This window comes from Sulfuriferula sp. GW1 (genome assembly GCF_047300855.1).
Lineage (GTDB): Bacteria > Pseudomonadota > Gammaproteobacteria > Burkholderiales > Sulfuriferulaceae > Sulfuriferula.
Map to the genome: position 1 here is coordinate 2,659,868 of NZ_CP170197.1, position 25,210 is coordinate 2,685,077.

The 25,210-nt window shown below is 55.0% G+C and carries 27 protein-coding genes; 4 read left to right on the forward strand and 23 right to left on the reverse strand.

Annotation, left to right across the window (positions count from 1 at the left end; genetic code table 11):
• Window positions 1-67: 67 nt before the first annotated feature.
• Genes ACFDAU_RS13190 through ACFDAU_RS13205 form a run of 4 tightly spaced genes read left to right on the forward strand, consistent with a single transcriptional unit; the run spans window position 68 to window position 5,748 of the window.
• Window positions 68-1,564 (forward strand): leucyl aminopeptidase, encoded by a 1,497-nt coding sequence (locus ACFDAU_RS13190; protein WP_413437358.1) that lies wholly within the window; start codon window positions 68-70, stop codon window positions 1,562-1,564.
• On the forward strand, window positions 1,561-1,989 hold the full coding sequence (locus ACFDAU_RS13195; RefSeq protein WP_413437359.1) for a DNA polymerase III subunit chi: 429 nt from the start codon (window positions 1,561-1,563) through the stop codon (window positions 1,987-1,989). The genes ACFDAU_RS13190 and ACFDAU_RS13195 overlap by 4 nt, the downstream gene beginning before the upstream one ends.
• Window positions 1,986-2,969, forward strand: a complete 984-nt coding sequence (locus tag ACFDAU_RS13200; protein ID WP_413437360.1) for a hypothetical protein — start codon at window positions 1,986-1,988, stop codon at window positions 2,967-2,969. The genes ACFDAU_RS13195 and ACFDAU_RS13200 overlap by 4 nt, the downstream gene beginning before the upstream one ends.
• A 31-nt stretch (window positions 2,970-3,000) precedes the next feature.
• A complete protein-coding gene (locus ACFDAU_RS13205) occupies window positions 3,001-5,748 on the forward strand; it encodes a valine--tRNA ligase (protein WP_413437361.1) in 2,748 nt (915 codons plus the stop codon).
• 36 nt (window positions 5,749-5,784) lie between these two features.
• Here the strand turns inward: ACFDAU_RS13205 and ACFDAU_RS13210 are convergent, their stop codons facing one another.
• From ACFDAU_RS13210 to ACFDAU_RS13320, 23 genes are all read right to left on the reverse strand, one after another.
• The gene (locus tag ACFDAU_RS13210) at window positions 5,785-6,177 is read right to left on the reverse strand and encodes a hypothetical protein (RefSeq protein ID WP_413437362.1); all 393 of its coding nucleotides are present in this window, start codon (window positions 6,175-6,177) and stop codon (window positions 5,785-5,787) included.
• On the reverse strand, window positions 6,174-7,088 hold the full coding sequence (locus ACFDAU_RS13215) for a biotin/lipoate A/B protein ligase family protein (RefSeq protein ID WP_413437363.1): 915 nt from the start codon (window positions 7,086-7,088) through the stop codon (window positions 6,174-6,176). Before ACFDAU_RS13215 ends, ACFDAU_RS13210 begins: the two co-directional genes overlap by 4 nt.
• Before the next feature lie 74 nt (window positions 7,089-7,162).
• Window positions 7,163-7,573, reverse strand: coding sequence for a hypothetical protein (locus ACFDAU_RS13220; RefSeq protein WP_413437364.1), 411 nt, complete (start codon window positions 7,571-7,573; stop codon window positions 7,163-7,165).
• 100 nt (window positions 7,574-7,673) lie between these two features.
• Window positions 7,674-8,561: a hypothetical protein gene (locus ACFDAU_RS13225; RefSeq protein ID WP_413437365.1), complete on the reverse strand. Its 888-nt coding sequence runs from the start codon at window positions 8,559-8,561 to the stop codon at window positions 7,674-7,676.
• A 100-nt stretch (window positions 8,562-8,661) separates the two neighbouring features.
• Window positions 8,662-9,918, reverse strand: coding sequence for an OmpP1/FadL family transporter (locus tag ACFDAU_RS13230; protein WP_413437366.1), 1,257 nt, complete (start codon window positions 9,916-9,918; stop codon window positions 8,662-8,664).
• Window positions 9,919-10,109: 191 nt separating this feature from the next.
• Window positions 10,110-11,246, reverse strand: coding sequence for a radical SAM protein (locus ACFDAU_RS13235; protein ID WP_413437367.1), 1,137 nt, complete (start codon window positions 11,244-11,246; stop codon window positions 10,110-10,112).
• A gap of 33 nt (window positions 11,247-11,279) precedes the next feature.
• Window positions 11,280-12,347, reverse strand: a complete 1,068-nt coding sequence (locus ACFDAU_RS13240; RefSeq protein WP_413437368.1) for a geranylgeranyl reductase family protein — start codon at window positions 12,345-12,347, stop codon at window positions 11,280-11,282.
• Window positions 12,344-13,417 carry a lipoyl protein ligase domain-containing protein gene (locus ACFDAU_RS13245; protein ID WP_413437369.1) on the reverse strand — a complete coding sequence of 358 codons (1,074 nt, stop codon included), beginning with the start codon at window positions 13,415-13,417 and terminating at the stop codon, window positions 12,344-12,346. The genes ACFDAU_RS13240 and ACFDAU_RS13245 overlap by 4 nt, the downstream gene beginning before the upstream one ends.
• A gap of 14 nt (window positions 13,418-13,431) precedes the next feature.
• Window positions 13,432-14,610, reverse strand: a complete 1,179-nt coding sequence (locus ACFDAU_RS13250) for a radical SAM protein (RefSeq protein ID WP_413437370.1) — start codon at window positions 14,608-14,610, stop codon at window positions 13,432-13,434.
• Window positions 14,611-14,711: 101 nt separating this feature from the next.
• Window positions 14,712-15,149: a glycine cleavage system protein H gene (locus tag ACFDAU_RS13255; protein ID WP_413437371.1), complete on the reverse strand. Its 438-nt coding sequence runs from the start codon at window positions 15,147-15,149 to the stop codon at window positions 14,712-14,714.
• 103 nt (window positions 15,150-15,252) lie between these two features.
• Complete coding sequence (locus tag ACFDAU_RS13260) at window positions 15,253-15,648, reverse strand: DsrE family protein (RefSeq protein WP_413437372.1); 396 nt, start codon at window positions 15,646-15,648, stop codon at window positions 15,253-15,255.
• Window positions 15,648-16,094, reverse strand: a complete 447-nt coding sequence (locus ACFDAU_RS13265; protein WP_124704850.1) for a glycine cleavage system protein H — start codon at window positions 16,092-16,094, stop codon at window positions 15,648-15,650. Before ACFDAU_RS13265 ends, ACFDAU_RS13260 begins: the two co-directional genes overlap by 1 nt.
• Window positions 16,095-16,212: 118 nt before the next feature.
• Window positions 16,213-17,124, reverse strand: coding sequence for a CoB--CoM heterodisulfide reductase iron-sulfur subunit B family protein (locus ACFDAU_RS13270; RefSeq protein WP_413437373.1), 912 nt, complete (start codon window positions 17,122-17,124; stop codon window positions 16,213-16,215).
• Entirely contained in the window at window positions 17,117-17,887 is a 771-nt protein-coding gene (locus ACFDAU_RS13275; RefSeq protein WP_413437374.1) for a 4Fe-4S dicluster domain-containing protein, read from the reverse strand. The genes ACFDAU_RS13270 and ACFDAU_RS13275 overlap by 8 nt, the downstream gene beginning before the upstream one ends.
• A gap of 70 nt (window positions 17,888-17,957) precedes the next feature.
• The gene (locus tag ACFDAU_RS13280; RefSeq protein ID WP_413437375.1) at window positions 17,958-18,830 is read right to left on the reverse strand and encodes a hypothetical protein; all 873 of its coding nucleotides are present in this window, start codon (window positions 18,828-18,830) and stop codon (window positions 17,958-17,960) included.
• Window positions 18,805-19,854 (reverse strand): CoB--CoM heterodisulfide reductase iron-sulfur subunit A family protein, encoded by a 1,050-nt coding sequence (locus ACFDAU_RS13285; RefSeq protein WP_413437376.1) that lies wholly within the window; start codon window positions 19,852-19,854, stop codon window positions 18,805-18,807. Before ACFDAU_RS13285 ends, ACFDAU_RS13280 begins: the two co-directional genes overlap by 26 nt.
• The gene (locus tag ACFDAU_RS13290) at window positions 19,855-21,198 is read right to left on the reverse strand and encodes a heterodisulfide reductase-related iron-sulfur binding cluster (RefSeq protein ID WP_413437377.1); all 1,344 of its coding nucleotides are present in this window, start codon (window positions 21,196-21,198) and stop codon (window positions 19,855-19,857) included.
• 49 nt (window positions 21,199-21,247) lie between these two features.
• Entirely contained in the window at window positions 21,248-21,931 is a 684-nt protein-coding gene (locus ACFDAU_RS13295; protein ID WP_413437378.1) for a 4Fe-4S dicluster domain-containing protein, read from the reverse strand.
• A gap of 263 nt (window positions 21,932-22,194) precedes the next feature.
• Window positions 22,195-22,704: a sulfur carrier protein DsrE2 gene (dsrE2, locus tag ACFDAU_RS13300; RefSeq protein WP_413437379.1), complete on the reverse strand. Its 510-nt coding sequence runs from the start codon at window positions 22,702-22,704 to the stop codon at window positions 22,195-22,197.
• A 99-nt stretch (window positions 22,705-22,803) separates the two neighbouring features.
• A complete protein-coding gene (locus tag ACFDAU_RS13305) occupies window positions 22,804-23,031 on the reverse strand; it encodes a sulfurtransferase TusA family protein (protein ID WP_147070081.1) in 228 nt (75 codons plus the stop codon).
• 101 nt (window positions 23,032-23,132) lie between these two features.
• Window positions 23,133-23,456 carry a rhodanese-like domain-containing protein gene (locus tag ACFDAU_RS13310; RefSeq protein WP_413437380.1) on the reverse strand — a complete coding sequence of 108 codons (324 nt, stop codon included), beginning with the start codon at window positions 23,454-23,456 and terminating at the stop codon, window positions 23,133-23,135.
• Between the two features lie 84 nt (window positions 23,457-23,540).
• Complete coding sequence (locus ACFDAU_RS13315) at window positions 23,541-24,476, reverse strand: dimethyl sulfoxide reductase anchor subunit family protein (RefSeq protein WP_413437381.1); 936 nt, start codon at window positions 24,474-24,476, stop codon at window positions 23,541-23,543.
• A 31-nt stretch (window positions 24,477-24,507) separates the two neighbouring features.
• Complete coding sequence (locus tag ACFDAU_RS13320) at window positions 24,508-25,203, reverse strand: 4Fe-4S dicluster domain-containing protein (RefSeq protein ID WP_413437382.1); 696 nt, start codon at window positions 25,201-25,203, stop codon at window positions 24,508-24,510.
• Window positions 25,204-25,210 lie beyond the last annotated feature (7 nt).

A 25,210-nucleotide genomic window follows, 5' to 3' on the forward strand; every position in this document is an offset into this window, starting at 1 on the left:
TTGAAGTGTTTCAGGTCTTACAAGTCGCTGTTTAGAAATCACGCAGAAAATATTAAGGAGTACATCGGTGGAATTTAGCATAAAAAGTACCAGCCCTGAAAAACAACGTACCGCCTGTCTCGTGGTGGGCGTACATGAATCGCGCAAACTCTCGCCTGCCGCCACGCAAATCGACCAGCAGGCCGGAGGGTATCTGACCGACATCTTGCACCATGGCGACATGGACGGGCGACTTGGCAGCACTTGCCTGCTACACAAGGTACCGGGCACGATATGTGAACGAGTATTACTGGTCGGACTCGGCCGTGAGCGCGATATGAACGAAAAGGCCTACGCAGATGCCAGCAATGCAATGCTGAAGGCGCTTGCTGGCTGCGGTGCCGCCGATGCGGCCATCTATCTGATTCAAACCAGCGTCAAAGGTCGCGACCTGGCGTGGAATATCGAACAACTGGTCATCGCCGCCGAAGCCAGCCAGTACCAGCCGGGCAAGCTAAAAAGCAAACAGGATAAATCTCCCTCCAAACTGCGCAAACTGACTTTTGGCATTAGCGATCGCGAACAGCAGGCAAGCGCCGAAGCTGCCCTGGCACAAGGCCTGGCGATAGGCGCCGGCATGAGCCTGGCTAAAATGCTGGGCGACTTGCCCGGTAACGTATGTACCCCTACCTACTTGGCCGGGCAGGCGCAGGCGCTGGCTAAATCGCACAAACTCAAATGCGAGGTACTGGACAAAAAAGACATCGAAAAGCTCGGCATGGGTTCATTCCTGTCGGTAGCGAAAGGCAGCCGGCAACCGCCCAAACTGGTTGTGTTGCACCACAACGGCGGCAAAAAAGGCGACAAACCCGTTGTATTGGTTGGAAAAGGCATCACCTTCGACGCGGGCGGCATTTCGCTCAAGCCCGCCGCCGAAATGGATGAAATGAAATACGATATGTGTGGCGCCGCCAGCGTGCTCGGTACGCTACGCGCCATCGCCGAAATGAAACTGCCGCTCAATGTCGTCGGCGTCATTCCCACTTGTGAAAATCTGCCAGATGGCGACGCCAACAAGCCAGGGGATATTGTCACCTCGATGTCCGGCCAGACCATCGAAATCCTCAACACCGATGCCGAAGGCCGCCTGATTCTGTGCGATGCACTCACCTATAGCGAACGTTTTGAGCCGGCCGCGGTGATCGACATCGCCACCCTCACTGGCGCCTGCGTGATCGCACTGGGCCACCACGCCACCGGCATGTTCAGCAATCACGACAGCCTGGCACGAGAAATCGAACACGCCGGCACTGCCGCGCAAGATCGCGTATGGCGCCTGCCGCTGTGGGATGACTACCAGCAGCAGCTGGACAGCAATTTTGCCGACATCGCGAATATCGGCGGCCGCGCAGGCGGCTCCATCACTGCTGCCTGTTTCCTGTCGCGCTTCACCAAAAAATACGACTGGGCGCATCTCGACATCGCCGGCACAGCATGGAAATCCGGCAAGGACAAAGGCAGCACCGGGCGCCCTGTGCCGCTTCTGGTGCATTTCCTGGTGAAGCGTGCCGGCCGGACCAAATGACGCGCGTGGATTTTTATACGCACGCGCCGGACAAGCTTGAACTGGCGCGCGTACTCACCGGCAAGGCCTATCGGCAGGGGCTGAAAGTCATGCTCTACTCGCCCGACAGCCGGGTGGTGGCCGATATGGACAAGCGCCTGTGGGAGGTTCCGGCCAACAGTTTTTTGCCGCACTGCGGTTGTACCGCACCGCACGCCAGCGCCACACCCGTGGTGCTGGGCGAGGCCGCAGACCACCTGCCGCACGACAATGTGCTGATCAATCTGCATGACACCACGCCGACGTTTTTCAGCCGCTTTGAACGCCTGATCGAAATTGTTTCGCTGGACAGCACCGACCAGGATGCGGCGCGTTTGCGCTGGCGTTTTTACAAACAGCGCGGCTACGAGATGCACAGTCATGACCTGCGTGAAAAACAAACATGACTGATCCGATGCATCAACTGCTGGATAAAATGCAGACGCTCATGGGCAAGCATCGTGATGCGCCGGTGAAACTCGAGACTGAACCCGCCTCCCCACCACCCGCAGAAGCCGTAGCCGAGGCAACTCCGTTTCCGGTTTTAACTGACATCGTGCGGCGCGGCGAAATCATTGCAGACCTGCCTTTCTCTGCCCCGCAACCTTACCCTGACTTCACAGAGGAAATCACCGCGCCTCGACCAGCGGATGAAACCGTCAACATTCCTGAAGCATTCATCCAAACCGAACCGGCCGACACCTATGCCAGTGTCGCCACACCGGTTCTGACCGATATCGTTTGGCGCGGCGAATTGCTCCTCGACGCGTCACCCGACGCTACGCAGGCAACGCCTGATACCATCGAGGAAATCCCTGAACCAGCCGAAGCGACGGACAATTTACTCCTCGACGCGCCACCCGACGATACGCAGGCAACGCCTGATACCATCGAGGAAATCCCTGAACCAGCCGAAGCGACGGACAATTTACTCCTCGACGCGCCACCCGACGATACGCAGGCAACGCCTGATACCATCGAGGAAATCCCTGAACCAGCCGAAGCGACGGACAATAGCACCAGCGAGTTCATCAGTCCCGAACATGCACCGCAAGCCGAAACGCCTGACGCCTCGGTGGAAATCACTCATTTGGTTGTGCCCACTGACAATATCCCCGAGGCCTTCACCAGTCCCGAGCTGGCCGAGCTGCTTGCCACTTCGGTTGCCACCCACGTACTTGGCATGATCGACGGCCATCTCATGCACGAAGTCAATACCGTGGTGGCGCAACGCCTGCGCCGCGTCGTCGACGAAACTTTATCCACGCTGCTGACCCAGCTTGCTCTCGACATGGAATCGCTCGTACGCGAGGCCGTCGTCGAAGAACTGGCCAGGCATGGCATTCATCCTGCCAACCCCCCGGAGAACCCGTCCAATCCGGTATAATCGCGGGTTTTAAGCCTCAACTTCACGCATCATGGAACTCGCCAAAAGCTTCGAACCCCGCGACATCGAGCAACGCTGGTATCAGCACTGGGAACAGTCCGGCTATTTCCGTCCCAGCATGGATGCCAGCCGCCCCGCCTACTGCATCATGCTGCCGCCGCCCAACGTCACCGGCACGCTGCATATGGGCCATGCGTTCCAGCATACGCTGATGGACGCACTGATCCGCTACCACCGCATGCAGGGCGACAATACCCTGTGGCAGCCCGGCACCGACCACGCGGGCATTGCCACCCAGATCGTGGTGGAACGCCAGCTCGACGCCAAAGGCGAGTCGCGGCATCAGCTCGGGCGCGAAACTTTCCTGAAAAGAGTATGGGAATGGAAGGAGCACTCCGGCTCCACCATCACCCGCCAGATGCGCCGCTTGGGCACCTCGTGCGACTGGTCGCGCGAACGCTTCACCATGGACGCCGGTCTGTCCGAGGCGGTGACGGAAGTATTCGTGAAGCTCTATAACGAAGGGCTGATTTATCGCGGCAAACGCCTGGTCAACTGGGATCCGGTGCTGGGCACGGCGGTGTCCGACCTGGAAGTGGTATCCGAAGAAGAAGACGGCTTCCTGTGGCACATCCGCTACCCAATCGAAGGCGAGGACGGCTTTGTCGAAGTCGCCACCACCCGTCCGGAAACCCTGCTGGGCGACGTCGCGGTTGCGGTTCATCCAGACGACACGCGCTACCAGCACCTGATTGGCCGCCATGTGCGGCTACCGATTGCCGAGCGCAGCATCCCGGTGATTGCCGATGACTACGTTGACCCGGCGTTCGGTACCGGCGTGGTCAAAATCACGCCGGCGCACGACTTCAACGACTATGCCGTGGGCATACGCCACAAGCTGCCGCCGATCAGCGTGCTGACGCTCGACGCCAAAATGAACGACCTCTGCCCGATCGAATACCAGGGGCTGGATCGCTACGTGGCACGCGAGAAACTGCTCGCCGAACTGCAAGCCAAGGACCTGCTGGTCGCCGCCAAACCGCACAAGCTGATGGTGCCGCGTGGCGACCGCACCGGCGCCGTGATCGAACCCATGCTCACCGACCAGTGGTTTGTCGCAATGCAACAAATGGGCGCGAGCGGCCTCGATGCGGTCAAGTCCGGCAAGCTCAGATTCGTGCCGGAAAACTGGACCACCACCTACAATCAGTGGCTGGAAAATATCCAGGACTGGTGCATCTCGCGCCAATTGTGGTGGGGGCATCGCATCCCCGCCTGGTACGACGAGGACGGCAATCACTACGTCGCGCGCAGCGAAGTCGAGGCGAGCAAACTTGCCGCCGGCCGCCCGCTGACCCGCGACGAGGATGTGCTCGACACCTGGTTCTCCTCCGCATTGTGGCCTTTTTCCACCCTGGGCTGGCCCCAAAAAACCCCTGAACTGGACGCTTTCCTGCCCGGCTCGGTACTGGTCACCGGCTTTGACATCATCTTTTTCTGGGTCGCACGCATGGTGATGATGTCGCTGCATTTCACCGGCGAAGTGCCGTTCCGCGAAGTGTATGTGACCGGCCTGGTACGCGATGCCCACGGCAACAAAATGTCCAAATCGAAGGGCAACGTGATTGACCCGCTCGACCTGATCGACGGCATCGACCTCGACAGCCTGATCGCCAAGCGCACCACCGGCATGATGAATCCCAGGCAGGCGCAGGCCATCGCCAAACAGACCCGCACCGACTATCCGAATGGCTTCGCGGCCTTCGGCACCGATGCCATCCGTTTCACCTTCGCCAGCCTCGCCACCCATGGCCGCGACATCAAGTTCGACCTGCAACGCGCCGACGGTTACCGCAATTTCTGCAACAAGCTGTGGAACGCCACGCGCTTCGTGCTGATGAACTGCGAAGGCAAGGACGTAGGCCTGGACGACAGCCTGCCGCTTACCTACTCCGATGCCGACCACTGGATCATCAGCCGCCTGCAACAGGCCGAAACCGAGGTCGCCAGTGCCTTCGCCGACTACCGCTTCGACATGGCTGCGCGCGCCGTTTATGAATTTGTCTGGGACGAGTACTGCGACTGGTATGTGGAACTCGCCAAGGTACAGATCAATAGCGGCGACGAGGCTGCCGCCCGCGCCACGCGCCGCACCCTGGTGCGCGTGCTGGAGGCCGCGCTGCGTCTGGCGCACCCGATTATCCCGTTCATTACCGAGGAACTCTGGCACACCGTGGCACCGCTGGCGGGCAAACACGGCACAAGCATCATGACCCAGCCTTACCCGCTGGCCGACGCAGCCAAAATGGACGCTGGCGCCTGCGAACGCATCGCCCTGCTTAAAGACCTCATCAACGCCACGCGCGGCCTGCGCGGTGAAATGAGTCTGTCACCTGCGCTGAAAGTGCCCATGGCCATCAGCGGCGATGCCAGCGCACTCGCCCGCTTCGCGCCTTACCTAGCGGCGCTGGCCAAATTGAGCGAGGTCAAAATCAGCGCCGAACTGCCGCCCGGCGACGCTCCCGTTGCCATCGTCGGAGACACCAGGCTGATGCTGCTGATCGAAATAGATCGGGACGCGGAGAAAGCCCGGCTGGAAAAAGAAATCGCGCGCCTGCAGGGCGAAATCACCAAATGCGCAGCCAAGCTGGGCAACGCCAGCTTCGTGGACCGCGCCCCGGTTGCCGTGGTGGATCAGGAAAAACAGCGTCTGACGGATTTCAAGGACACGCTGGGCAAACTGCAAGACCAGCTGAGCCGCCTGGCGGCGCAGAACTGAATCCGTCATGCCGGCCTGAATCCGGCATGGTGGGGGTTATTCCCCCCAGCGATACTGGTGGCAGAACTGCCCTACCCGCTCCACCACTTCGTCACGTTCAAAGAAGCGGTCGGCACGGTTCAGCCTGGCCTGATCACGCTCGTCCTGACTGCCGCCAAAGCAGAATATCGGCACGTTGAGCATCCACTCCATGCGCACCTGACGTATCGCGTCCTGCGGGTCGAAGTCATCAGTCAGGGTATCCAAGTCTAGAAAAATGAAGCGATGCAGCAGAATGTCGTGGAATTCGCCCAAACTCTCCAGATCCAGGGTTTCCACCATCTGCCAGCCCCGCGGCAGTTGTGCGCGCAATTGCGCTGCGATGCCAGCATCGTTGCTCATCAGAATGAATTTGCGTTGCAGACGCGCTTCGATGGTAGGTTGACTCATATGGCCTCCGGATTGAAATAAGCGGTCTCGGTAATGCGCTGCGCCCAGAGTTGTGCCGCAGCGCTATCGAGATAAGTCGCCAGCTCAGCAGCAATTGAATCGGGTTCACTGGCCAATAGCGTCTCCGGCAAACCGGGCGCGACGGACAGCGCCACCCTCACCACACGCCTTTCCTGGGTGAGCACCCGCACCCAGCCAGTATCATACTGGCGCTCGGTCAGGTAACAGGCGGCGTTGATCTTGATGCCGTGCGGCACCATGCGCACGCTGCCCTGGTGATCCGGGATCAGCTCTGTGCGCCATTCGTCACTGGCTGCGCGCTCATCCTCGCGCAACAGTGACTGCTCCCAGCGCCAGCCGAACTGGTTATTGGCAGCGCGCCGATACACCATGGATAACCACTCCCAGTCGGGTACGCTGGCATGTTGCGACCAAGAGGTAAGCGATGTACGTAACGCTTCGATCAACCACTGGCGAAAACCATCTGATGGCGAAGCGACCCGCCCAGCAAACTGCTCGATGGGGAAACCCAGCATGAAGCTCGACCCCAGCACGCCGGCGCGGCCTATGGTGGCAGCGCCGCTGCCCGCGAGTTTGCTGCCATGCAGCCAGATATCCTGTGCCGCCAGCGTGACCGGAAGGCCTGCCTCGTGGTAAACCTGCACCATGGGTTGCAAAGCGTGGGCGTACCAGTCGGCTGAACGAAACGGGAAAAATTCCAGCGGCGCGACCAGCGCCACGCAAGCCTGATCGGTATCCACCCAGACACTGCCGCCGCCTAGCGGACGCCGCACAATGGGCACATCCGAGTAAGCGGCGTTCAACTCAACCGACGCGGATTGATGCTGCCCGAGGCAAATATGCGGCTGCGGTCTGCCCCATACCACGGCGGGTAAATCGCCGGGTTGCATGGCTTCTGCCACGCCTGCGTAGGTGGCATGGTAATCCCACGGGTCGCAGCAGCCTAAATCAATCCAGCGCGCCCTCAGGAGGCGGATGGCTCGCCTCCCTCGTCAGGTTTGTTGTCCTTGAAAAACTTGCCGAAATAGAAATCGCGTCGGTTCAGTTTCTCCAGTTCTTCTGCACGAGCAGTCAAACCGGCACGCATGATTTCCACCAGATATTGCCCCTGTTCGGCGTCCAGAATATGGATTTCATTAATGAGGTCCTCGTCCACATCCACGAAATGCGCGGCAAACCCCTCGGGCGCCTGCACATGCAGCAACCAGGACTTGCACTCCGGATCTTCCGCATCCACCGGGCTCATATTGATTTTACCCAGCCAGGCCATACGCGCGGCCTGGTTGAAATAGCGTATATCGAGCTTCTTGCCCTTCTTGTATTTGTTCAGTTCGTTTTTTAACGAACCCACATCGGTGACTTTAATCGACTTCATGGCTGATCTTTCCTGATTTTCGAGCTTTAGAGTGTGACGAATTTGGCGTCGCCCTGCAACAAAAAAGCCCCGCCGCAGCGGGGCAATGGATAGTGCTATTTTAATGTTCAGGAGTCGTCCCCGCCACCCTGCCCATGGTCGCGCGGATTTCGTCCGGAATCTCGACGATACGTGTGAAATGACCCATGCTCAGATTCGGCCAGCCCAGTGCAATACGATAACGCGCATAGAGGGAATACACCTTGTTGCCCACAATATAGATTTCATAGGGCAGGCCGGCAATGTAATCCGCACCGCCGACTGTGTATATCCAGCGGCCATCGCCCGTTTTGTCGTCATTCATGGCAACACCAAATACGGCGATTTTTTTATCCGGCATGACCACCTCATACACCTCGGCAGTATGATCGACGCCTTTGGCCAGATTGTCGCGCACTGTCGTCACTGCAGCATTGAAATCAGGCAATGTATTGAGTTCATTCTTGTCCGAATCGAAACGCTCCATGCCTGGCATATAGCGATACTCCGGCAGAAATGCGGCGCGCTCGTCACCGCCAAACCCGGCACCCACGCCCAGGGCCTGCGCCAATCTTTCCTGCACGGCTTTGACAGCCGCCTGCTCGCGAACAAAGTTGCTGCGGAAAAAAGCGCGGTACCAGTAGTCCGGATTCATGTAGGAGACCGTGCCATCGCTCTGCACGCCAATACGTATCCCGGCGCCGACTATATTGCTGCCGCCGAGGCGGTGGATGGCGTCCAGAATACCCTTGTTGCTGACCACCAGCACGGCATACTGCGGCATGCCTTGTATCTGATATTTGCCCAGCGTGGTCAACCCGGCAGCCCCGGTTTTTTTCTCGACCGCCGCCAGCACCTGCACCACGTCGCCGCCTGCCACCCGATCCGCGGAAATGTAGGGCGCCACTGCCAGCGCCCACGGTGACCATAACAAGAACAACAACACTCCCAATGCACGTTTCATTGCCATCACACTGCTTTAACCGGGTAAAAAAACAAAAAAGGCCAAGGGGATGAACCCTCAGCCTGATTGTACTGCTTTTGAAACAGACTAACTCAGATCGGCTTGATTACATCTTCCAGGCGTAAGCTACACCAATGGAATTTTGGTACATCTTAATGGTGTCTTGTCCGCCAGGGCCAAAGGCCGAGTTTGTATTTCCAGTCACCGTATTTTCAAATGCATGCATGTACGACACGGTCAGTTCATCTCCTGAATTGGTCATGTAAGTTACACCCAGAGTAGCGTGATCTTTCACCACGCCTGGAGCAAGGATGTTGAAAGTTACATCACGCGCCTGGATCGGGTTGTCGCCGTGGTTGTAACCCGCGCGCAGCGTCCATTGCTTGTTGTACTGATACGCCGCACCCAACTTCCATACGTCCACATCCTGCCAGCCAAAACCTGGGCCACCGCTACTGCCCAATGGGGCTGTAATAGGATTACTTGAGTTAGCTATCGATTTCACGCCGCTGTAATTGATACGCTGATAGTCCAGCGCCAGAGTCAATTCAGGTGTGGCCTGGAAAGCGATACCCAGATTGTAGTTCTCCGGCATGTCAAACGCACCCTGCTCGGCAAACAGGCCCTTGTATTTGTCGAATTTCTGCATGTTCATTTTTGTGGCATACGCGGCACCAATAGTGATCGTTGGTGTGATTTTTCCCATATAGCCCACGCGCAGCCCATATCCGAAGGAATCGTCATAACCAAGATTATTGCCACCAGGAGTGTTTCCATTTGTGTCAACTCCAAAACCTTGCAGACCTTCGGCTTTGAAGCGCTGATAGCCAATCAAAGGTGAAATACCGATGGAGTGGTTGGGAGCAATCTTGAATGCTACTGTAGGCGCAACGATTAGTTGCATCAGATCAACACCGAGCCGACCTTGCCCACCCATAAAGTTTGCTCCATTTGGAAGCGGCGCATAATCAGTGTTCATACCGCCGTTACCGTACACTGTCACACCCAGCGACATATTGGTGTTCAGCATTTTGTTGTAGCCGAACTCCGGTATAGGGAAGTAGTTGCTGTCGCTACTTTCATCACCATTCAACATTCCACCCGCAGCCGTGCCAGTCCTGCTCGCCGAACGCTTTGGTGAAAACAGGCTCACGCCCAGATTGAGTTGATCACCTGCGAACACCATGCTGGCTGGGTTGTTAGCACCGCCGAATGCGTCATCGGCCATGGCTGTCGCCGCGCCACCCATACCGTTGGCTTTCATGCCGTAACCGCTCGAGAAATAACCATTGGTTGCCATGGCTGCGCCAGGCAGTGCAAAGCCGGCAACGACCATCAGGCCAATCAATTTTTTGAGTTTCATTTATGTAGTCTCCAAGGTTTATTAAAATTAAGAACAACGCTGACATTCATTTATTATGATTTTGACAAATAGTACACTTGTCACATTGACCTGCACAAGCCCATTGCGGGCGCAATTCAGAGCGATGTTGCATTTCTGCAACAAAAAAGTCGGGTGCCTGGACACCCGACTTTTTTCTGCATGCGGCTTACTTAGATCAGCCCGGCGCCAATCTCTTCACCGGCCATCTGGCGCTTGACGATTTCCACGTCTTTACGCGCCAGCGCGAACGGGAATGAGAGGATGTCGGAAGGGCTGGAATCTCCATACGGGCGATTGCAGGCGGACACTTCTTCGTCATCCTTGCCGGGGCAGCCGGAGGTCTGGAACGGCTTGCCGGAATTCACCAGATCCGTCAGTTCGTCCTCCGGCACGCCAAAATCGATCACCTTGCCATCCGCATCGAACAGCATTTTGCTGACGTGGCCGCCGGCGTAGTCAATGATGAAGCGCGCCAGTTGCACGCGGCGCCATTGGCCTTTGTCGCAAGCTGGCCAGTCTTCCATCATCGAGCCCTGCTCCGGGAAGAAGGCGAACATGTGGTTGTGGCCGCCCATGTCCTTGATCTTCTGGCAGACTTCGAGAATTTCCTGTTCGGTCTCGCCCATACCGCAAATCAGGTGGGCGCCGAATTTTTCCGGGCCGAATATTTCTGCTGCCCACTCGATGGCTTGCCAGTATTTGCTGTAGCGATGCGGGCTGTCCACGGTCTTGCCGCGTGTGCGTTCGAAAATCGCCGGGGTGACTGCGTCCAGCGCCACGGTAAAGATATCGGCACCCATCTTGTGCAGGCGCACCAGGTCGTCTTTTTCCATGGTGGTGGGATTGGACAGGATGGACACCGGAATATGCGGCAGTGCTTTCATCCATTTATCCAGCAGCACGAAAGTATCGGCATCGGAATTGGGATGGGTGATCATGGAGATGCACATGCGCTGGAACTGGCCTTTGTCGTTGCCCACTTTGACGCGTTCGATGACTTCGTCGTAACGTGCGGTGGGCCAATCCACGCGGATGAAGTTGCGATCCGCATAATCGCGTGACTCTTCACGATGCCGTGCCAGACCGCAATAAGTGCAGTTGGCGCGACAGCCTTCCGGATAAGTCACCAGAAGGTTCAGGCAGTTGGTGCAGGCGGTGCGGTGCATGTTGCCCGGCACCAGACCCAGCGTGATCGCAGCCGCGGTGCTCATTTGCACATATTCGGGCGAACGCATGTCGGGGGTTTTGACATGGTAGTTGGGGCGATAAAATTGTACGACTTGAGGTTGATCCAGTACGGCGCTCATGCGACTCTCCTTAAAAGCACGGTTTCCACTTATTCAAGCAGCGAAATAATCCGGGAAGGCAATCCAGCTCTTGCGGTGCAAGGGATCAGCGTGCGCTTCCTCGGTGTTCCAGAACTTGTCCAGCCAGCGGCGGCGTTCCGCTGCTCGGCTTACCGCGACTTCGAACTGGTCGCGGATGTCTTCTTCAAAATCTTCCAGCGCGGCACGGTCGTTATGCTTCAACCATGCCACAGCAGCTTGTCCGGCACGTTCACCGGAGATCACCGCCGCCGCGATGCCCGCGCCCGTGATCGGATGGGTGAGGCCGGCTGCATCACCGGTAAACAACACCTTGCCCACCACCAGGTGCTCGCGCAAGCCGCCCACCGGGATCGCGCCACCGGTGCGGTAGCTGATCTCGGCACCAACCAGGTCTTGCGCCATCAATTGCTGATGCAACGCATCGAGTGGTGCTTTCATGTCGCTTGCGAAACGTTTATCCAGACCCAGCCCGAGATTCGCCAGCTTGCCCTTGGGAAACAGCCAGGCATAGCCGCCAGGGTAGGCGGGCGAGAGCCAGATGTCGGTATCCACATAGGCGCGTTTCAGCGGCACGGTGTACTGGCGCGTGGTCACCACTTCCATCTCGGGCAATCCCAGCGCCTCTGCCACCGGCGAATGCGGGCCATCTGCGGCAATCAGCAGCTTGTAGCTGACGTCGATTTCACCAGAGGGCGTTTTGATTCGCGCCACGGATTGCGCGGCATCGAGCCTGGTCAGGCGGCTATCCAGCATGAGTTCCGCACCCTGCGTCGCGGCCTCGTGCGCCAATGCCTGGTCAAACGCTGCGCGGTCTATCATCAGACCGGGGAAATCGGTCTCGGCCACGGCGCCAGAGGGCAGGTAACTTTTCATGCCCTTGATGTGTTGTAACAGTACGCCGTCGGCCGTCGCGTATTTTCCCATCGGCAACGGGATGAATTCCGCGCATTGTACCGGCAAGCCGATTTCATGGCGGCGATCCACACCCAGTACGCTTAGCCCGTCATGCGCCGCGGCTGCTGCGGCAGCGGCACCGGCTGGACCCAAACCAATAATCAGCACATCGACTTGGCGCATCATGCTGCAGCCTCGCTATTGGCTTGCGTCAGTGCTTCGTGCAGCACGCTGACAAAATCATCCGCCGTCAGGGTCAGCATATCGACTGCGCGCCCGGCAAAAAACTGCTTCACGTTAAGCGCCAGCTGTTCGGCAAGCGTGTCGCGCAGGGCGGCCTCCAGGTCAGCAAGCGTGCGGCGCGGGCTGATGAATACATCGCCGGAGAACCACACCTGCTTGATGCGGTTCTGACTGCGGTCAAACGCCACACTGGCGCGCAACAGGCCGCCGGAGAACTTGCGTACCGCATTCAGCGTGGGCTGGTCGACTGCTGGCCGAGCGAGCAGATTGATCCAGTCCGGATGATCGATCTCAGCCAGCGCGTCGCTATAAAGCGCCTCTTCATGCGAGGTAAGCAATGCAGGGATGAATTCCACATCGAATTCTTCAGAAAATGCATTCGCCAGTGCAGACTGGACCTGCGCCATCGGCGGCACCCGGCCCAACAAGTCTGCAAGGTTGGCCACGCGCTCACGCGCCGAGGCGATGGCTTTGTCAGACAGTTTTTCCGCGGGAATTTTGAGCACACGCAGCATTTTTTCCACGTCGAATTCGATCAGCAGCGTGCCTTGGTACATCAAGGCATCGCCGTCAAACGCCCCACCGGTGCCGGATATTTTACGTCCGTCCACTTCGATATCGTTGCGCGGGCGGAATTGGGCATCCACACCCAGCGTCGAGATTCCACGTGCGGCCGCTGCACAGATACGGCGCGAGATTTCGGTCATGTCTGCCGTGCCCAGCTCATGCTTGTGCAGGTACAACTCCCACCCTATCTGGGTGGTGTCGAAATAGATTGCACCACCGCCGGTAATACGGCGCTGGATGGTGATACCGTGTTCGCGGCAATAGTCCAGATTGAGTTCCTGCTCGGCACTCTGGTGATAACCCAACAGCGCGCATGGCTCAAAACGCAAAAAACGCAGTGTGCTGGGGCTGGCATTTTGCTGGCGCGCTTCCAGCAAAGCCCGATTCAACGCGATGTTTTGCGCTGCGGGTCGCACGCCGGTATCGAGTAAACGCCAGGTGGTCACGTCATTAATCCCGTTCAGCTACAGCAGCCGCCCACGGCTTCGGGCTGGCCGGCCATCACTACCTTGATGCCGCCGAGCGAACCGGCCGCAGCAAAAGTCGGGCGCTTCATGCGCTCGTGTTCGATGACTTTCTGGATGTCTACTTGCAGACCCGCGTCTGCGGTTTCAATCGCCATCACTTCATCGCCAATTGCGATGGAGCAACACGCCGGGGTGACGCGCACATCGCGTTCGAGACGCACGGCAAGTTCCACCATGCCATCCGATGGATGCGCCAGGCCATTGAGGCCGGCCATTACGGCGTAGCTGTCGATCTCCACCTTGGTACGGCCGGGCGGGCGGGCACAGCCGAGCAGCAAAGGCACATCCGGCAGCGCTGCGCGGGCATCCATGAAGAAACGTCCGACTTCACGGCTATCCGGGGTAACGAAGGGACGATTTTCCGGTGCATAAAACGGCATCACCACCACCAGCACGACCGCCTGGGGTTGATGACGCTGGATGATTTCCAGTGCATTCCATTCGCCCAGCAGGTGCCCGTAATGCAGGCCAATCACGATGTGAGGTACGACCTTGAGCTTGGTCGAAACCAGGTATTCGAGGGTTTTCTCGAAGTCATCCACGCTACGGCGCAAATGATAGACCTGGGTGATCGTATCCTGCGAGCCAATCACGTCCATCATCGCCGCATCGATTCCGCTGTCTTCCATGCGCCGCGCGATATCCATATCCACCAGTGCGGTGTGCATGGCAATCTTGAATTCCGGGAAACTATCCTTGATGCGTCGAATGGTTGCGTAGTAGTCGTCGTATTCGACTTCATTGCGGTGGTTGGAGCCGCCGGTTAACAGCATGCCCTGAGCGCCGCCATTGATCTGCTCGTTGACCACACGCCATAAATCTTCCGGGCTGCGCGCAGCAATCATCGGCTCCAGAATTTTGGCCTTGCAGTGGTCGCATTGCAATTTGCAATCGCCCCCGGTAATGGATACCGCAGGCCAGGCACTTTTTCCGCAACCGGTAATTTCCGAACTGGCAAACGCCTTGAAGGTCGGCGTATAAAAATTCACGCGCCCAACACCTTCACCACGCACCTGCGCGTATCTTTGCTGCATTTGCCCGACCAGGGTTGCATCCAGTTCGATGCCATCCAGTGGCTCAACACGTTCAACGACTTCCAGCCAATCACTCATTAGTGTTTACCTGAAACCCCAATTAGCATAGGGTTTTAATCCTTACAGAAAACAATAGGGGCGATTTGACATCGCCCCTATTGAATCAAATACGACTGCGTTTAGCAGCCGCCGAAACCGTCAGCGCCCATCTTGGTTTCGAACGCGCCGGCCACTGCACCGCCGGTAATCAGCGCACCCGAATCAGCATCCCAGTTGCTGGGCTTCATTTTTACCAGCCAGCCACTCCCGTAAGGGTCAGCGTTGATGGTGCCGGGTTTAGCAGCTACATCAGGATTGGTGGCAAGGATTTCGCCGGTCACCGGGGCTTTCACCGGACCAACCCATTTGCCGGATTCAACCGTGCAAACCGATTTGTTTTGTTCGATTTCCTTACCTACTTTTTTCGGGGTATACGAAACGATCTCACCCGCCAGCGAACAAGCGTAGGCTGTCATGCCAATGGTCAGTGTGCCGTCTGCTTCGCGGCGTGCCCATACGTTGTTGTCAACGTTGTAGAAAAGATCGTCAGGTAGATTACAACCACGTACTGTTGCCATGCTCATTTCTCCTCAGAATGAAATTCAATCAAACATTTAGTGCCTGCATATTTTGCAGGCGGTTCCGCAAGATTTAAGCGAAATTCCAGCTCACAGCGCCAAATCAGAAATACATGGATTTGTCGCTGCTCAAAATCAAATCGGCAAGCGCGCCTGCATTGGATACTTCATCAATCTCAGCAATGAGATCGCCAACATCAAGTTCGTAACCAGGCATCGCCGGCTTGCATAAGTGTAATTTTACTCCAGCCGCTTTCGCATCGCGAATAAATTCAAGTATGGTCTTACCATCTTTCATTGCCGCCAGATTTTCAGCCACGCCTTTTTTGGCCAGCATGACGCCTTCCATGGTAAAAAAGATGTGTACATCTGAATCCATCGAAGCAAGTATAGATCCGATATAAAATGGCGTGGCACAGCGGTGCGGAGTAGACGGGCCACTGGTCATGACGATAACAACGGATTTTTCCTCGTTGTCCAGATAATGGTGGTCCGCCATCAGCGTGCACCTCGCTCACAGTGTATATCTTCACGCCGGGCACGTTCGCAATACCCAGCTTGCGCTGCATCGCCGGTCAACAAGACGGACAGGGCTTCTTCCGCGGTACCAGACGGCCTTACCCGCGCAATCCATGCTTCGTAGGGTTCGATATTCAGCAGATTCGGATCCTCCAGCACGCTGTGATTGGCTTCTTCTATGACGCAATCGAATACATTAGGGACGGGGCCTGCCCATTTACCGCTCTCAATCGTCGCAACAGGCTTGCCAACAGGGCGCAATGTTCCTGGACGACGCACGCGCACGTGTAAAATTTTACCCGCCACCGTTTGTGAAATATCCGTCATGCCGACAGTCAGACTACCGTCTTCCTCGCGGCGAACCCAAATCTGGTATTGGTCATCATAGTAGAGTTCCGAGCGGAACTCGCAGCCATTGCATTCCATATTGTTGTGTTATGGCGCTATATTGGTTAACGAAATAACTGACTGAAATAAATTGGGCGCGGTGTACGCGCCCAATTATTGCCGGCCCGCGGATTGGGGTCAGGCCGCACTGGTGTGCTTAGACTACGCCCTTGGCATGCAGAAAGTCCAGCGAATCGCTGACGTTTTCATGCACACCCAGTTTACGCGCAGACAATCCCATAGCCAGACCCAGCAACTGGGTAAAGTACAGAATCTTCACATGGGTCTTGATGCCGAATTCAGTTTCCGCACGCACCTGGTGCATTTCCAGACCAGAGTGGCAGGTTGGGCATTCGGTGGCGATCACTTCAGCACCCGCGTCTTCCGCGGCCTGGATGATATTCAGCACCAACTGGGTTGAAGTATCCGCATCGGACAGCGTATGCGCACCCCCACAGCATGCGGTTTTCAGCGGGAAGTCTACGTTGACGGCTCCAGCCGCAGCGAGCAGGTCATCCATAAAGTGCGGTTTGTAGCTGGACTCGGAACCGGGTCCCTGATCTTTTTCAGGATAAATCTGGCGCGGACGCGTATACATGCAGCCGTAGTAGTTGGCGATTTTGATGCCGTTCAGGCTCTTGGAGATTTTCTGTTTAATCCCTTCGGTACCCAGATCCTCCATCAGCCACTCGAGTAGGTGCACGGTACGCACATCACCCTTATAGACCGGGTCGTCGGATTTCTTGGCCAAATCCTGAACGGTTTTCAGTGCTTCATCCGAAGTGGCCAATTCATATTCAGTCATTTTCAGATTCATATAGCAACCGTTGCAAGGAGCCATGACCGTGTCGTAGCCCATTTGCTCGCTGGCGATTGCCATGTTGCGGGCGGACATGTAGGTTTGCAGCATGGGATGAATGTTTTTCACCTCCATCGCGCCACAGCAGTTCCAGTCCTGCAGGGTTTCCATTTCCAGACCGAGGCTCTTTACCAGCGCGCGGGTGGAACGATCGTATGGGCCGCCGGAACCTTCCAGCGCACAACCCGGATAATAGGCAACTTTAGCCATGTGCCAACTCCTTCTGTTCTTTCACATACTGCTTCAATACGTCACCGGTACGTCCCCAGGACTTCGTTTTTGGCTTGATGAGCATCGACAATCCCATGTGCAGCGAATGCATGATGGGGGTGCGGGACAGGAATCTGATCACATGGCCCTGGCGCAATTCGGTCCATTTGTTCATGCGCGCAACAAAAATACCCAGCCAGCCATGTAGCGCCATTTGCATTATGTCCTGCTTGGAATTCTTGAAGAAATTGCTCATCACTTCAGAGTCTTCAATGCGGCCGCGTTCCAGACATTGACGGGTGAACTCCTCGTCGAAAATGCTGGAATTGGATTTCGGCCCATAGCCTTCATCCTCAATCCAGTGGGCCAGTGCTTTCATTACCCCTTCCGGACGCACGTCTTTCGGGCAGATATTGGTGCATTTATTGCACGAAACACACTGCCAGATAATGTCCTTGTCTTTCAGGATTTCGTCCTTGAGACCAAGACGAATCAGATAAATCCAGTAACGCGGGTTGAAGTCGGTATTCTGCGCGTACATCGTGCAGGAGTTGGTGCATGAACCGCACTGCCAGCAGCGATGGACATTCTTGGCTCCAGAATACGTTTTGATTTTGGTTTCAAAGTCATCGTCGTAATCCTTCAGCGTGCGCGGCAGGATCATGGTGTTCCAGTGACCTGACACGTCCACCCCGTCCACCACCAGTTTGTCGCTGGTAATCAGACGATCAGCGTCGATCAGTGTTTTTTCGTGAATTGCCATCGAAGCTTCTCCTAAAATCTAAAACCCGGAGCACCCGCTGCCCCATTATTAATTTCGCACAAATATGGACTTAATGAACCACGTCGCGCTTGACTCTGGACTGTCCGGCCTTGCGTTCCGCATCGATACCAAGAAACTTTTTCAGCTGCTCTTGCGGCGTTATACCCCGACCGAAATCCGCGCTCAACATACCTTCCGCCATTGAGCGAAAATATTCCGAGTAAGCCTGCGCCTCCACAAGATCGATCCAGAACGGCACATCTTTGTATAAACCCTGTTCGGCAATCTGCTCTGCCAGCCAGGCACGCGCTCCTTCAAACATCTCGGGGCTATTACCCAGCGGCACATCGGGCAAGGAATCATTACCCCGGATAAATTCGCGCAATGCGCCACTCACCGTATTCTGATCCCACACCCAACGCGTCATCAGCGGATACTTGACCGGATTATTGAAATGCAGCATTTCAGCTCCAAAATCAAACGCTGCGCGCCGATTTTTGGCGGCCTGCTTGCGCGTTTCCTTGTCTGCTGTTTCATCTATCGGTACGATTTCTGAAAATGCCTGCAGCCGTTCAACCAGAGCCATATCCCCATACAGCAGTTCATGAATAGCACCCCGCGCAGCCTCAACACCTAACGTTTGTAGCGCAGGGAATAGCCGACGCCGGGCAGAAAATACCGTTTCCAGTAAAGCTTCGATGCCTTCCATCGACAAGGAGGGCAAGCTTTGCGGGTTAAGCAAACTGGAAAACAATTGGCTTTTCATCTGCAAACTGGCCAGCAATGCCTCCAGCCCCGCCGATTCTTCCGCCTGACTACTCAGCTTCGCAAAGTGTTGCTTAAACTGACCGGGGTCAAGGGTTACTGACAATGTTGCCGGCACAATCGTGTCAGCCTCACCGACAGGAACCGCGCTATCAGGCTGCTTTTTGAACCAGAGCATTCATGTCACCAACAGCGCGCATGGCCATAGCCAGGCCATGAGAGATGCTGGTATCAATATCTTCAGGGCCCAACGCGGCACCGCCTACATAGATGCCGCGGCGCGTGCTGCTAAAACTGCTGGTGTACTGCTCGCCTTTTTCAACGAAGCCATGTTTCTCCAGACCAATACCGAACACTTTTGCAAGCTCAGGGTTTTCCTCGCTAGGATCCATGCCAATGGCATGAACCACGATATCCATAGGGATGACGATAGGACGCTTGACCAAAGTGTCCTCACCCTTGACCAGCAAGCGGTTATCGGCAGATTTTGTAACCTCGGCGATACGCGCCTTGACGAATTTGGTCTTGTATTCTTCCTGAGATTTCCAGTAGAACTTGTCCTCGTACAAACCAAAAGTGCGGATATCCATGTAATAAATGAATACGTCGGTTTGTGGGGAGATTTCCTTGATTTCCATGGCCAGATTGGTGGATACAGTGCAGCAAATCTTCGAGCACCACTCGCGACCAATCTGCCGATCACGTGAACCCACGCACAGCAGGATCGCTACACGTTCAGGTACGCGCCCATCTGACGGGCAGGCAATTTTTCCGCTGGACACCATTTGCTCCATCTGGGTGGTGGTCAGCACATCTTCGTAGGTACCGAAGCCCCACTCAGGTTTGTTAATGGAATCAAAATGGGTGAAGCCTGTGCCGAGAATGATACTGCCGACATTGGCACTTTGACCATTGGATAATGTAACGGTGAAATTTCCTGCCTCGCCTTCCACCTTCACCACTTTGGTGGATTTGTGGATGGTGACGTTGGCATTGTCTTCGACACGCTTCACCATGCGACCGATAGCATCCTTGGCCCACTCGCCCGACGGCACCAACTTTGCATAACCAGACAGAATGGGCGCCCCTCCCAGGACCGCCTCTTTTTCAACCAAAACTACTTTCTTGCCAATGGAAGCTACGCCAGCGGCAGCGGACAGACCTGTGGGGCCTGCGCCCACAACCAAAACAGTATCAGACATTTAACTCGCTCCTAGTGCCAATTCGGGGTTGTATAAGTATTCAATATTTCCGGCCTCGACTTCTTTGAGGTATGCCTCGAATGTCTTTTTGGCTTCGGTCCAAGACATGCCCATTTTCTCAACCAGCTCTTCACAAGGGGAAGCATGCCATTGCAGTTGCACAATCTTGAACGGGTCTGCACCACAGGCCAGCGCAGCAAACTGCACATCAGCCATAATAGGCACGGCGAAATCATTGTCGTGTGCCTTGCCGATCCACTGGTTCTTGTCCATGGTAGTAATACAACCCGTGTCAATACCAAGCATCACGTCTGCGTTAGCTTCTTCGCGAGCCACACGAATCTTGCGGTCCATGGTGAAGGAACGCGTGAACTCGCGTTCTGAAATAATGTGCCGGAAGCCGAACCCGCAGCAGTCGTACCAAGTGGAGTAGTCGATCAGCTGGGCACCCAGGGCCAGTGCCACTGAACTGCCCACGGCGGTGCGGTTGCCGCCCAGCACACTTGGGTCGTAAATCGCATCCTCGTGCACCATCTTGTAGTAGTGGCAGGCCGCGTGCATGGTCACTCGAATGTTGGACACATCGACGGTCTGTAGCTCAGAAGCAATGCGGTTGCGCATCACATGCACCCACTCAGAGTAGTGAACGATCTCTTCTGGAATGACCAGTTTGCCATCTACAAGACGCCCCAACTTGCCAAGAATCTTGGTGACACGCTCGCGCAATTCAGCAGACTCAACCAAATATTTGCGGATTTCCTTGTAGTTGCCGAAGGAGGTGCCGCAATGCACCAGCGGGAAGAAATGGCCCGCTTCAAAACCATGCTGCTTGCCGGAAATATAGGCCTGGTGGAAATTACGCATGAACACAGCCGCCAGAGACTCGACGTTGCCGATGCCAGAACCGTGATAGTTCCAGGCGGTACAGGAAGTCTGGTCGGTTTCGTCAAGGTAGTCCTTGCCCGGCTCAAAACCAAACTTGTTCATGAACCACAGCAAGGAGGTTGGGTAACCAGGAATATTGCCGCACTGCCCGCAGGATTTATGGTGCCACAACTGCATGGTTGGTACTTTTTTGGTCCAACCGAACAGTGTTTGCACTTCAATTGGTTTATGTGCATCAGTAATGCGATGGACGATAATCTGACCATCCTTCTCCAGTTCCCACATGTGATCACGAATGTCATCCATGCGCTCACCGAGATCTACGGTACGCTTGTCTACGTGCTTGCGTACCCACTCGGTGGCTTTCGCGGCTTCAGCGCCAGAGAGGTTGGTTTGCTGGAAGAAAGAACCGTGTCCAGCTATGCCTTTGGTTTCGTTGCTATCCACAATATTGCTCATGGTCAAGCTCCTGAATTAAATGTGCTTAGTCTAAGGTTGAGACGGACGACTACTTGTCTTCCTGCTCTTCCAACCACTCTTCGTACTCTTCACGCTTTTCGTCGATGAAATCTTCGATCACGTCAAACAGATTCTCGTCCATCGCCTCAAGCGAAGACAATACGCCGGTCATTTCCCAAATGGTATACATCTCAACCGAAGTTTTCAGAGAAACTTCCCATGCTGTATCGGTGGTCTGCAATGTGCGCACCGGGATCGCCTTGCGCAGCGTTTTGAGATCGCCTTCAACTTTCTGGATATTTGGGCCCCAGTCGGGGAAGTGATCCGGCTGGATCATGTCTGGCGAAAGCTGATTACCCGTAGTAATAAGTTTGAGCATTACACGACCAAATGGACGCAGCACATCTTTGGCAGACTGCATTCCATGCTTGATGGATACTTCTCGCATGATCATTACCAGACCGCCGGGGGAATTCTTGAATGGGCAGCGCGCGGCGCACGTCATGCACTGGGCGCACGCCCATATTTTTTCCTGCATTGCGTCATAGATCTGCTCGACGTTTTCGGTCCAGAGCAGCTGGACGATTTCGCGCGGGCTGTAATCGTAAAACTGAGCAGACGGGCACGTAGCAGTGCAAATACCGCAATTCAGGCAGCCGTTCAACTCATGATCGTAGCGGAAGTCGCTACGAATATCGTCATAAATTTCGCGCATTTCAGCGTAAGTTGCCATATGCACCCCTTCGGTTAACCATGCCAAGTAGTTGACAAAACTAGTAAGGTATTACCATACACCAAATATATAAATATTCAAGCCGGTCACGACAAGCGTGTCGTCGGCTGTACTGAAACTCTGACAGACAGTACGCCCTTAGCGTTCCGTCGAAGTGACAGCTTGGCATGGTCTACCAAACCGTTGCGGCGAGCAACCGGAGATTTTGTCTCAGGCCTTTGCTACCAGTCGCAGCGCATAATTTCTTGCGCCATGACAATTTTTTAAATATACAAACAAATATCCGATTCACCCGCAAACTCAAAAAAAGTCGCGGCACCACCGTATTCCAATCCGTCAATAAAGTCGCTGTGCTCAAAACCGAATAATTCAACCGTCATCTGGCAAGCAATAAACTTGACATCGGCTTCCTGACACATTTCGCGCAAGTCGGGGATAGTCGCCACACCATTATTTTTAATGGTTTGCTTCATCAAACTGGTTGCCAATGACTCATATCCAGGCACAAGGGACTGCACAGCGTTGGGGATATTCCAATTTAGACCCCGGAACCACTTGGGCCCAAAAGGCATTTTCATTGGCATGCCGGGATTACCCAAGGGACTTACCTTTAGCACAGACAGGTCTTTACGAAGAAGTTGCAAACCATAGAACGTAAAAAAAATCTGGGTTTCATAGTCCAGCGCAGCGGCAGTTGACGCCAAAATAAACGGTGGATATGCCCAATCCAAAGTACCCTTGGTTGCGATGATTGCAAGTTTCTTCTGATCCATGCCTGCCTCCTAAAGTGTTTAAAGTTGAGAATTTGCGCTGACGTTTGAACGCCTTACCACCCAACTCAAAATTATATTTATTGTATATAAATACTTTAATTATTTCTTTTTCATGAAGAAAGTGTACTCGCCGCCCGCTTCCGCAGAAGACAATAATTCGTTTCCTGTCTGTTTTGAAAACGCCTGAAAATCCTTAATAGCACCAGGGTCGGTTGCTACAATTTTCAAAACCTGGCCGCTCGGCATGTCAGCCAGTGATTTTTTGCAGCGCAGAATAGGCAACGGGCAATTAAGACCACGCGCATCAAGTTCTTTATCAAAATTCATCTTTAAATCTCCTTAAGCGTCGAAAAAATGGAAAGCGATGCAACATAAACCAAGCAGGTGATAATTGCAACTATTGGCGCATCCCTACCCAACTAGAACCTTTATACCATAGCTGCCAGAGGCTTTCCGGAACGGATCCAACCCATAATTCCGCCTTGCAAATTATATACATTCTCGAAACCTTTGGCCGCCAAAAACGCGCAAGCCTGCGCGGAACGACCGCCGGATTGGCAGTAAAACACCACCGGCTTATCGTGCGGGATATCCTGTGCCTTGATTGGCAACAAATGCAGGGGAAGGTGCATGGCATTGTCTATCATACCGCGCGACACTTCCGCGTCCGTGCGTACATCAATCAATACGTAGGAACCCGAGTTTTTCAACGCTTCCAGACCTGCCGTATCCACTTCCTTGAAGCCGTACATATTCGCCTGCTCCGCCCAACAATTTAAAGAATGCTAATATAGCAAAATACTACTGTTCTGCAAATACTCTGTTAAAGTTTTGTTTCAGCAATGCTGGGCGCCATGATACAGATTGATCACATGCCGCGCCTCGGCAAAAAACAGCCAACGCTCAGCCACCATCCCCAGCAATGCCGTTAAGACAGCGGCATAAATCGCGATATTGGCACTACCGTCCACTGTCAATATCAAGGCCGGGATAACAAATCCGGCTAAAAAAACGCATGTCTTCAGCGCCAAAGAAAATTTTCTAGCAAGCTGAAAACCAAATTCCTGGGTAAGGAAAGTGCCATGCGTGTGCCCTGTATCCAGCAACCTAACAGACCCACGCGTAAAACCAGTGGCTGTTTTAATGGTGGAGCCTGTTCCCGGGCTGGCAAGCCAGAAATAGTAAATCGCCTTAAGCGAGGCCGCCACAACCAACAGCGCCAGAACCAGCATCACATAGCCAGTCAGTGCCACTTGGCTATTGCTTGCCACGGCCAACAAGAGCAACGCGCCGCTGAAATGCCCTAGCGCCAGATAATTGGCTGGTACCAGCGGAGAATTCCACTGCCGGATGGTTTTCAGGCAGCCGTAGATCATGCCGGTACTGAACAGCGTGATCCATGCCAGCAAAGTAGCGAGAGCACCAGCCGTCAGACGCAACACCTCCATCTCTGGCACCACCAGCCAGGTCAGCCCCAGATAAATTATTGCAAATGGGTAGAACGCCATCGCGAACACTCCCTCGCGGGACAGCCAGGAGGTTCGAAACCGGCTAAATGCGCGCCAGGCATTTTTAGGGTTGGCCAAGTGGAACATGGACGAAGTCAGACCCGCCGCCACCAAGACTAATGCCAGGATGCCAGCCAGCAGTTTTTGCTCGATTGGCAATCCGCCATCCAGGCCAAACATATCCATCAGATACAACAAAGCAAACAAACCAAAGCCAGCGCCGGAACTGACAGTAAAAAAGATGACAGAAAATGCGGGATGCATTCGGAATTCCCTTATGACGAGTATACGAAAATTAACGCTTTACAATGCGGTTGGCGATGCCTTTGATCTTATCCTTGAAACCGGGCTTGCCCAGGTTTTCGGTCGGAATCGGCTTGGCTTTACGTACCGGCAAATAATGATTGGTCGGGTTATAGCCCAACTCAGGCATCAATTGATAACCACCACGCTCACGTATCACGCCACTGACCGCTGAACCCGGATCATCCAGATCACCAAACATGCGCGCATGTGCCGGGCAGGTGAGCACGCAGGCGGGCTGGCGCTCTTCTATCGGGATTTGCAGATCATAGATACGATCCACACACAGGGTACATTTTTTCATGGTTCCGGATTCGCGATCCAGTTCACGCGCACCATAGGGACAGGCCCAAGAGCAATAATTGCAGCCCATGCACTTGTTTTGATCCACCAGCACGATGCCATCTTCGGCGCGCTTGTAAGAGGCTCCAGTAGGGCATACGGTGACGCAGTCTGCGTCTTCACAATGCATGCACGACATCGGGAAATTGATGGTTTTGTTATTAGGATATTCACCCACTTCGTAGCTGCGAATCCGATTAAACCAGACGCCTGATGGCTCTGCACCGTAGGGTTGGTAGTCAGTCAGAGGCGCCGTGGTGCCGGAAGCGTTCCATTCCTTACAGGCGATGGCGCAAGCATGGCAGCCCACGCATACGTCAAGATCGATAACGAGTCCAAGTCTCATGTTGGTA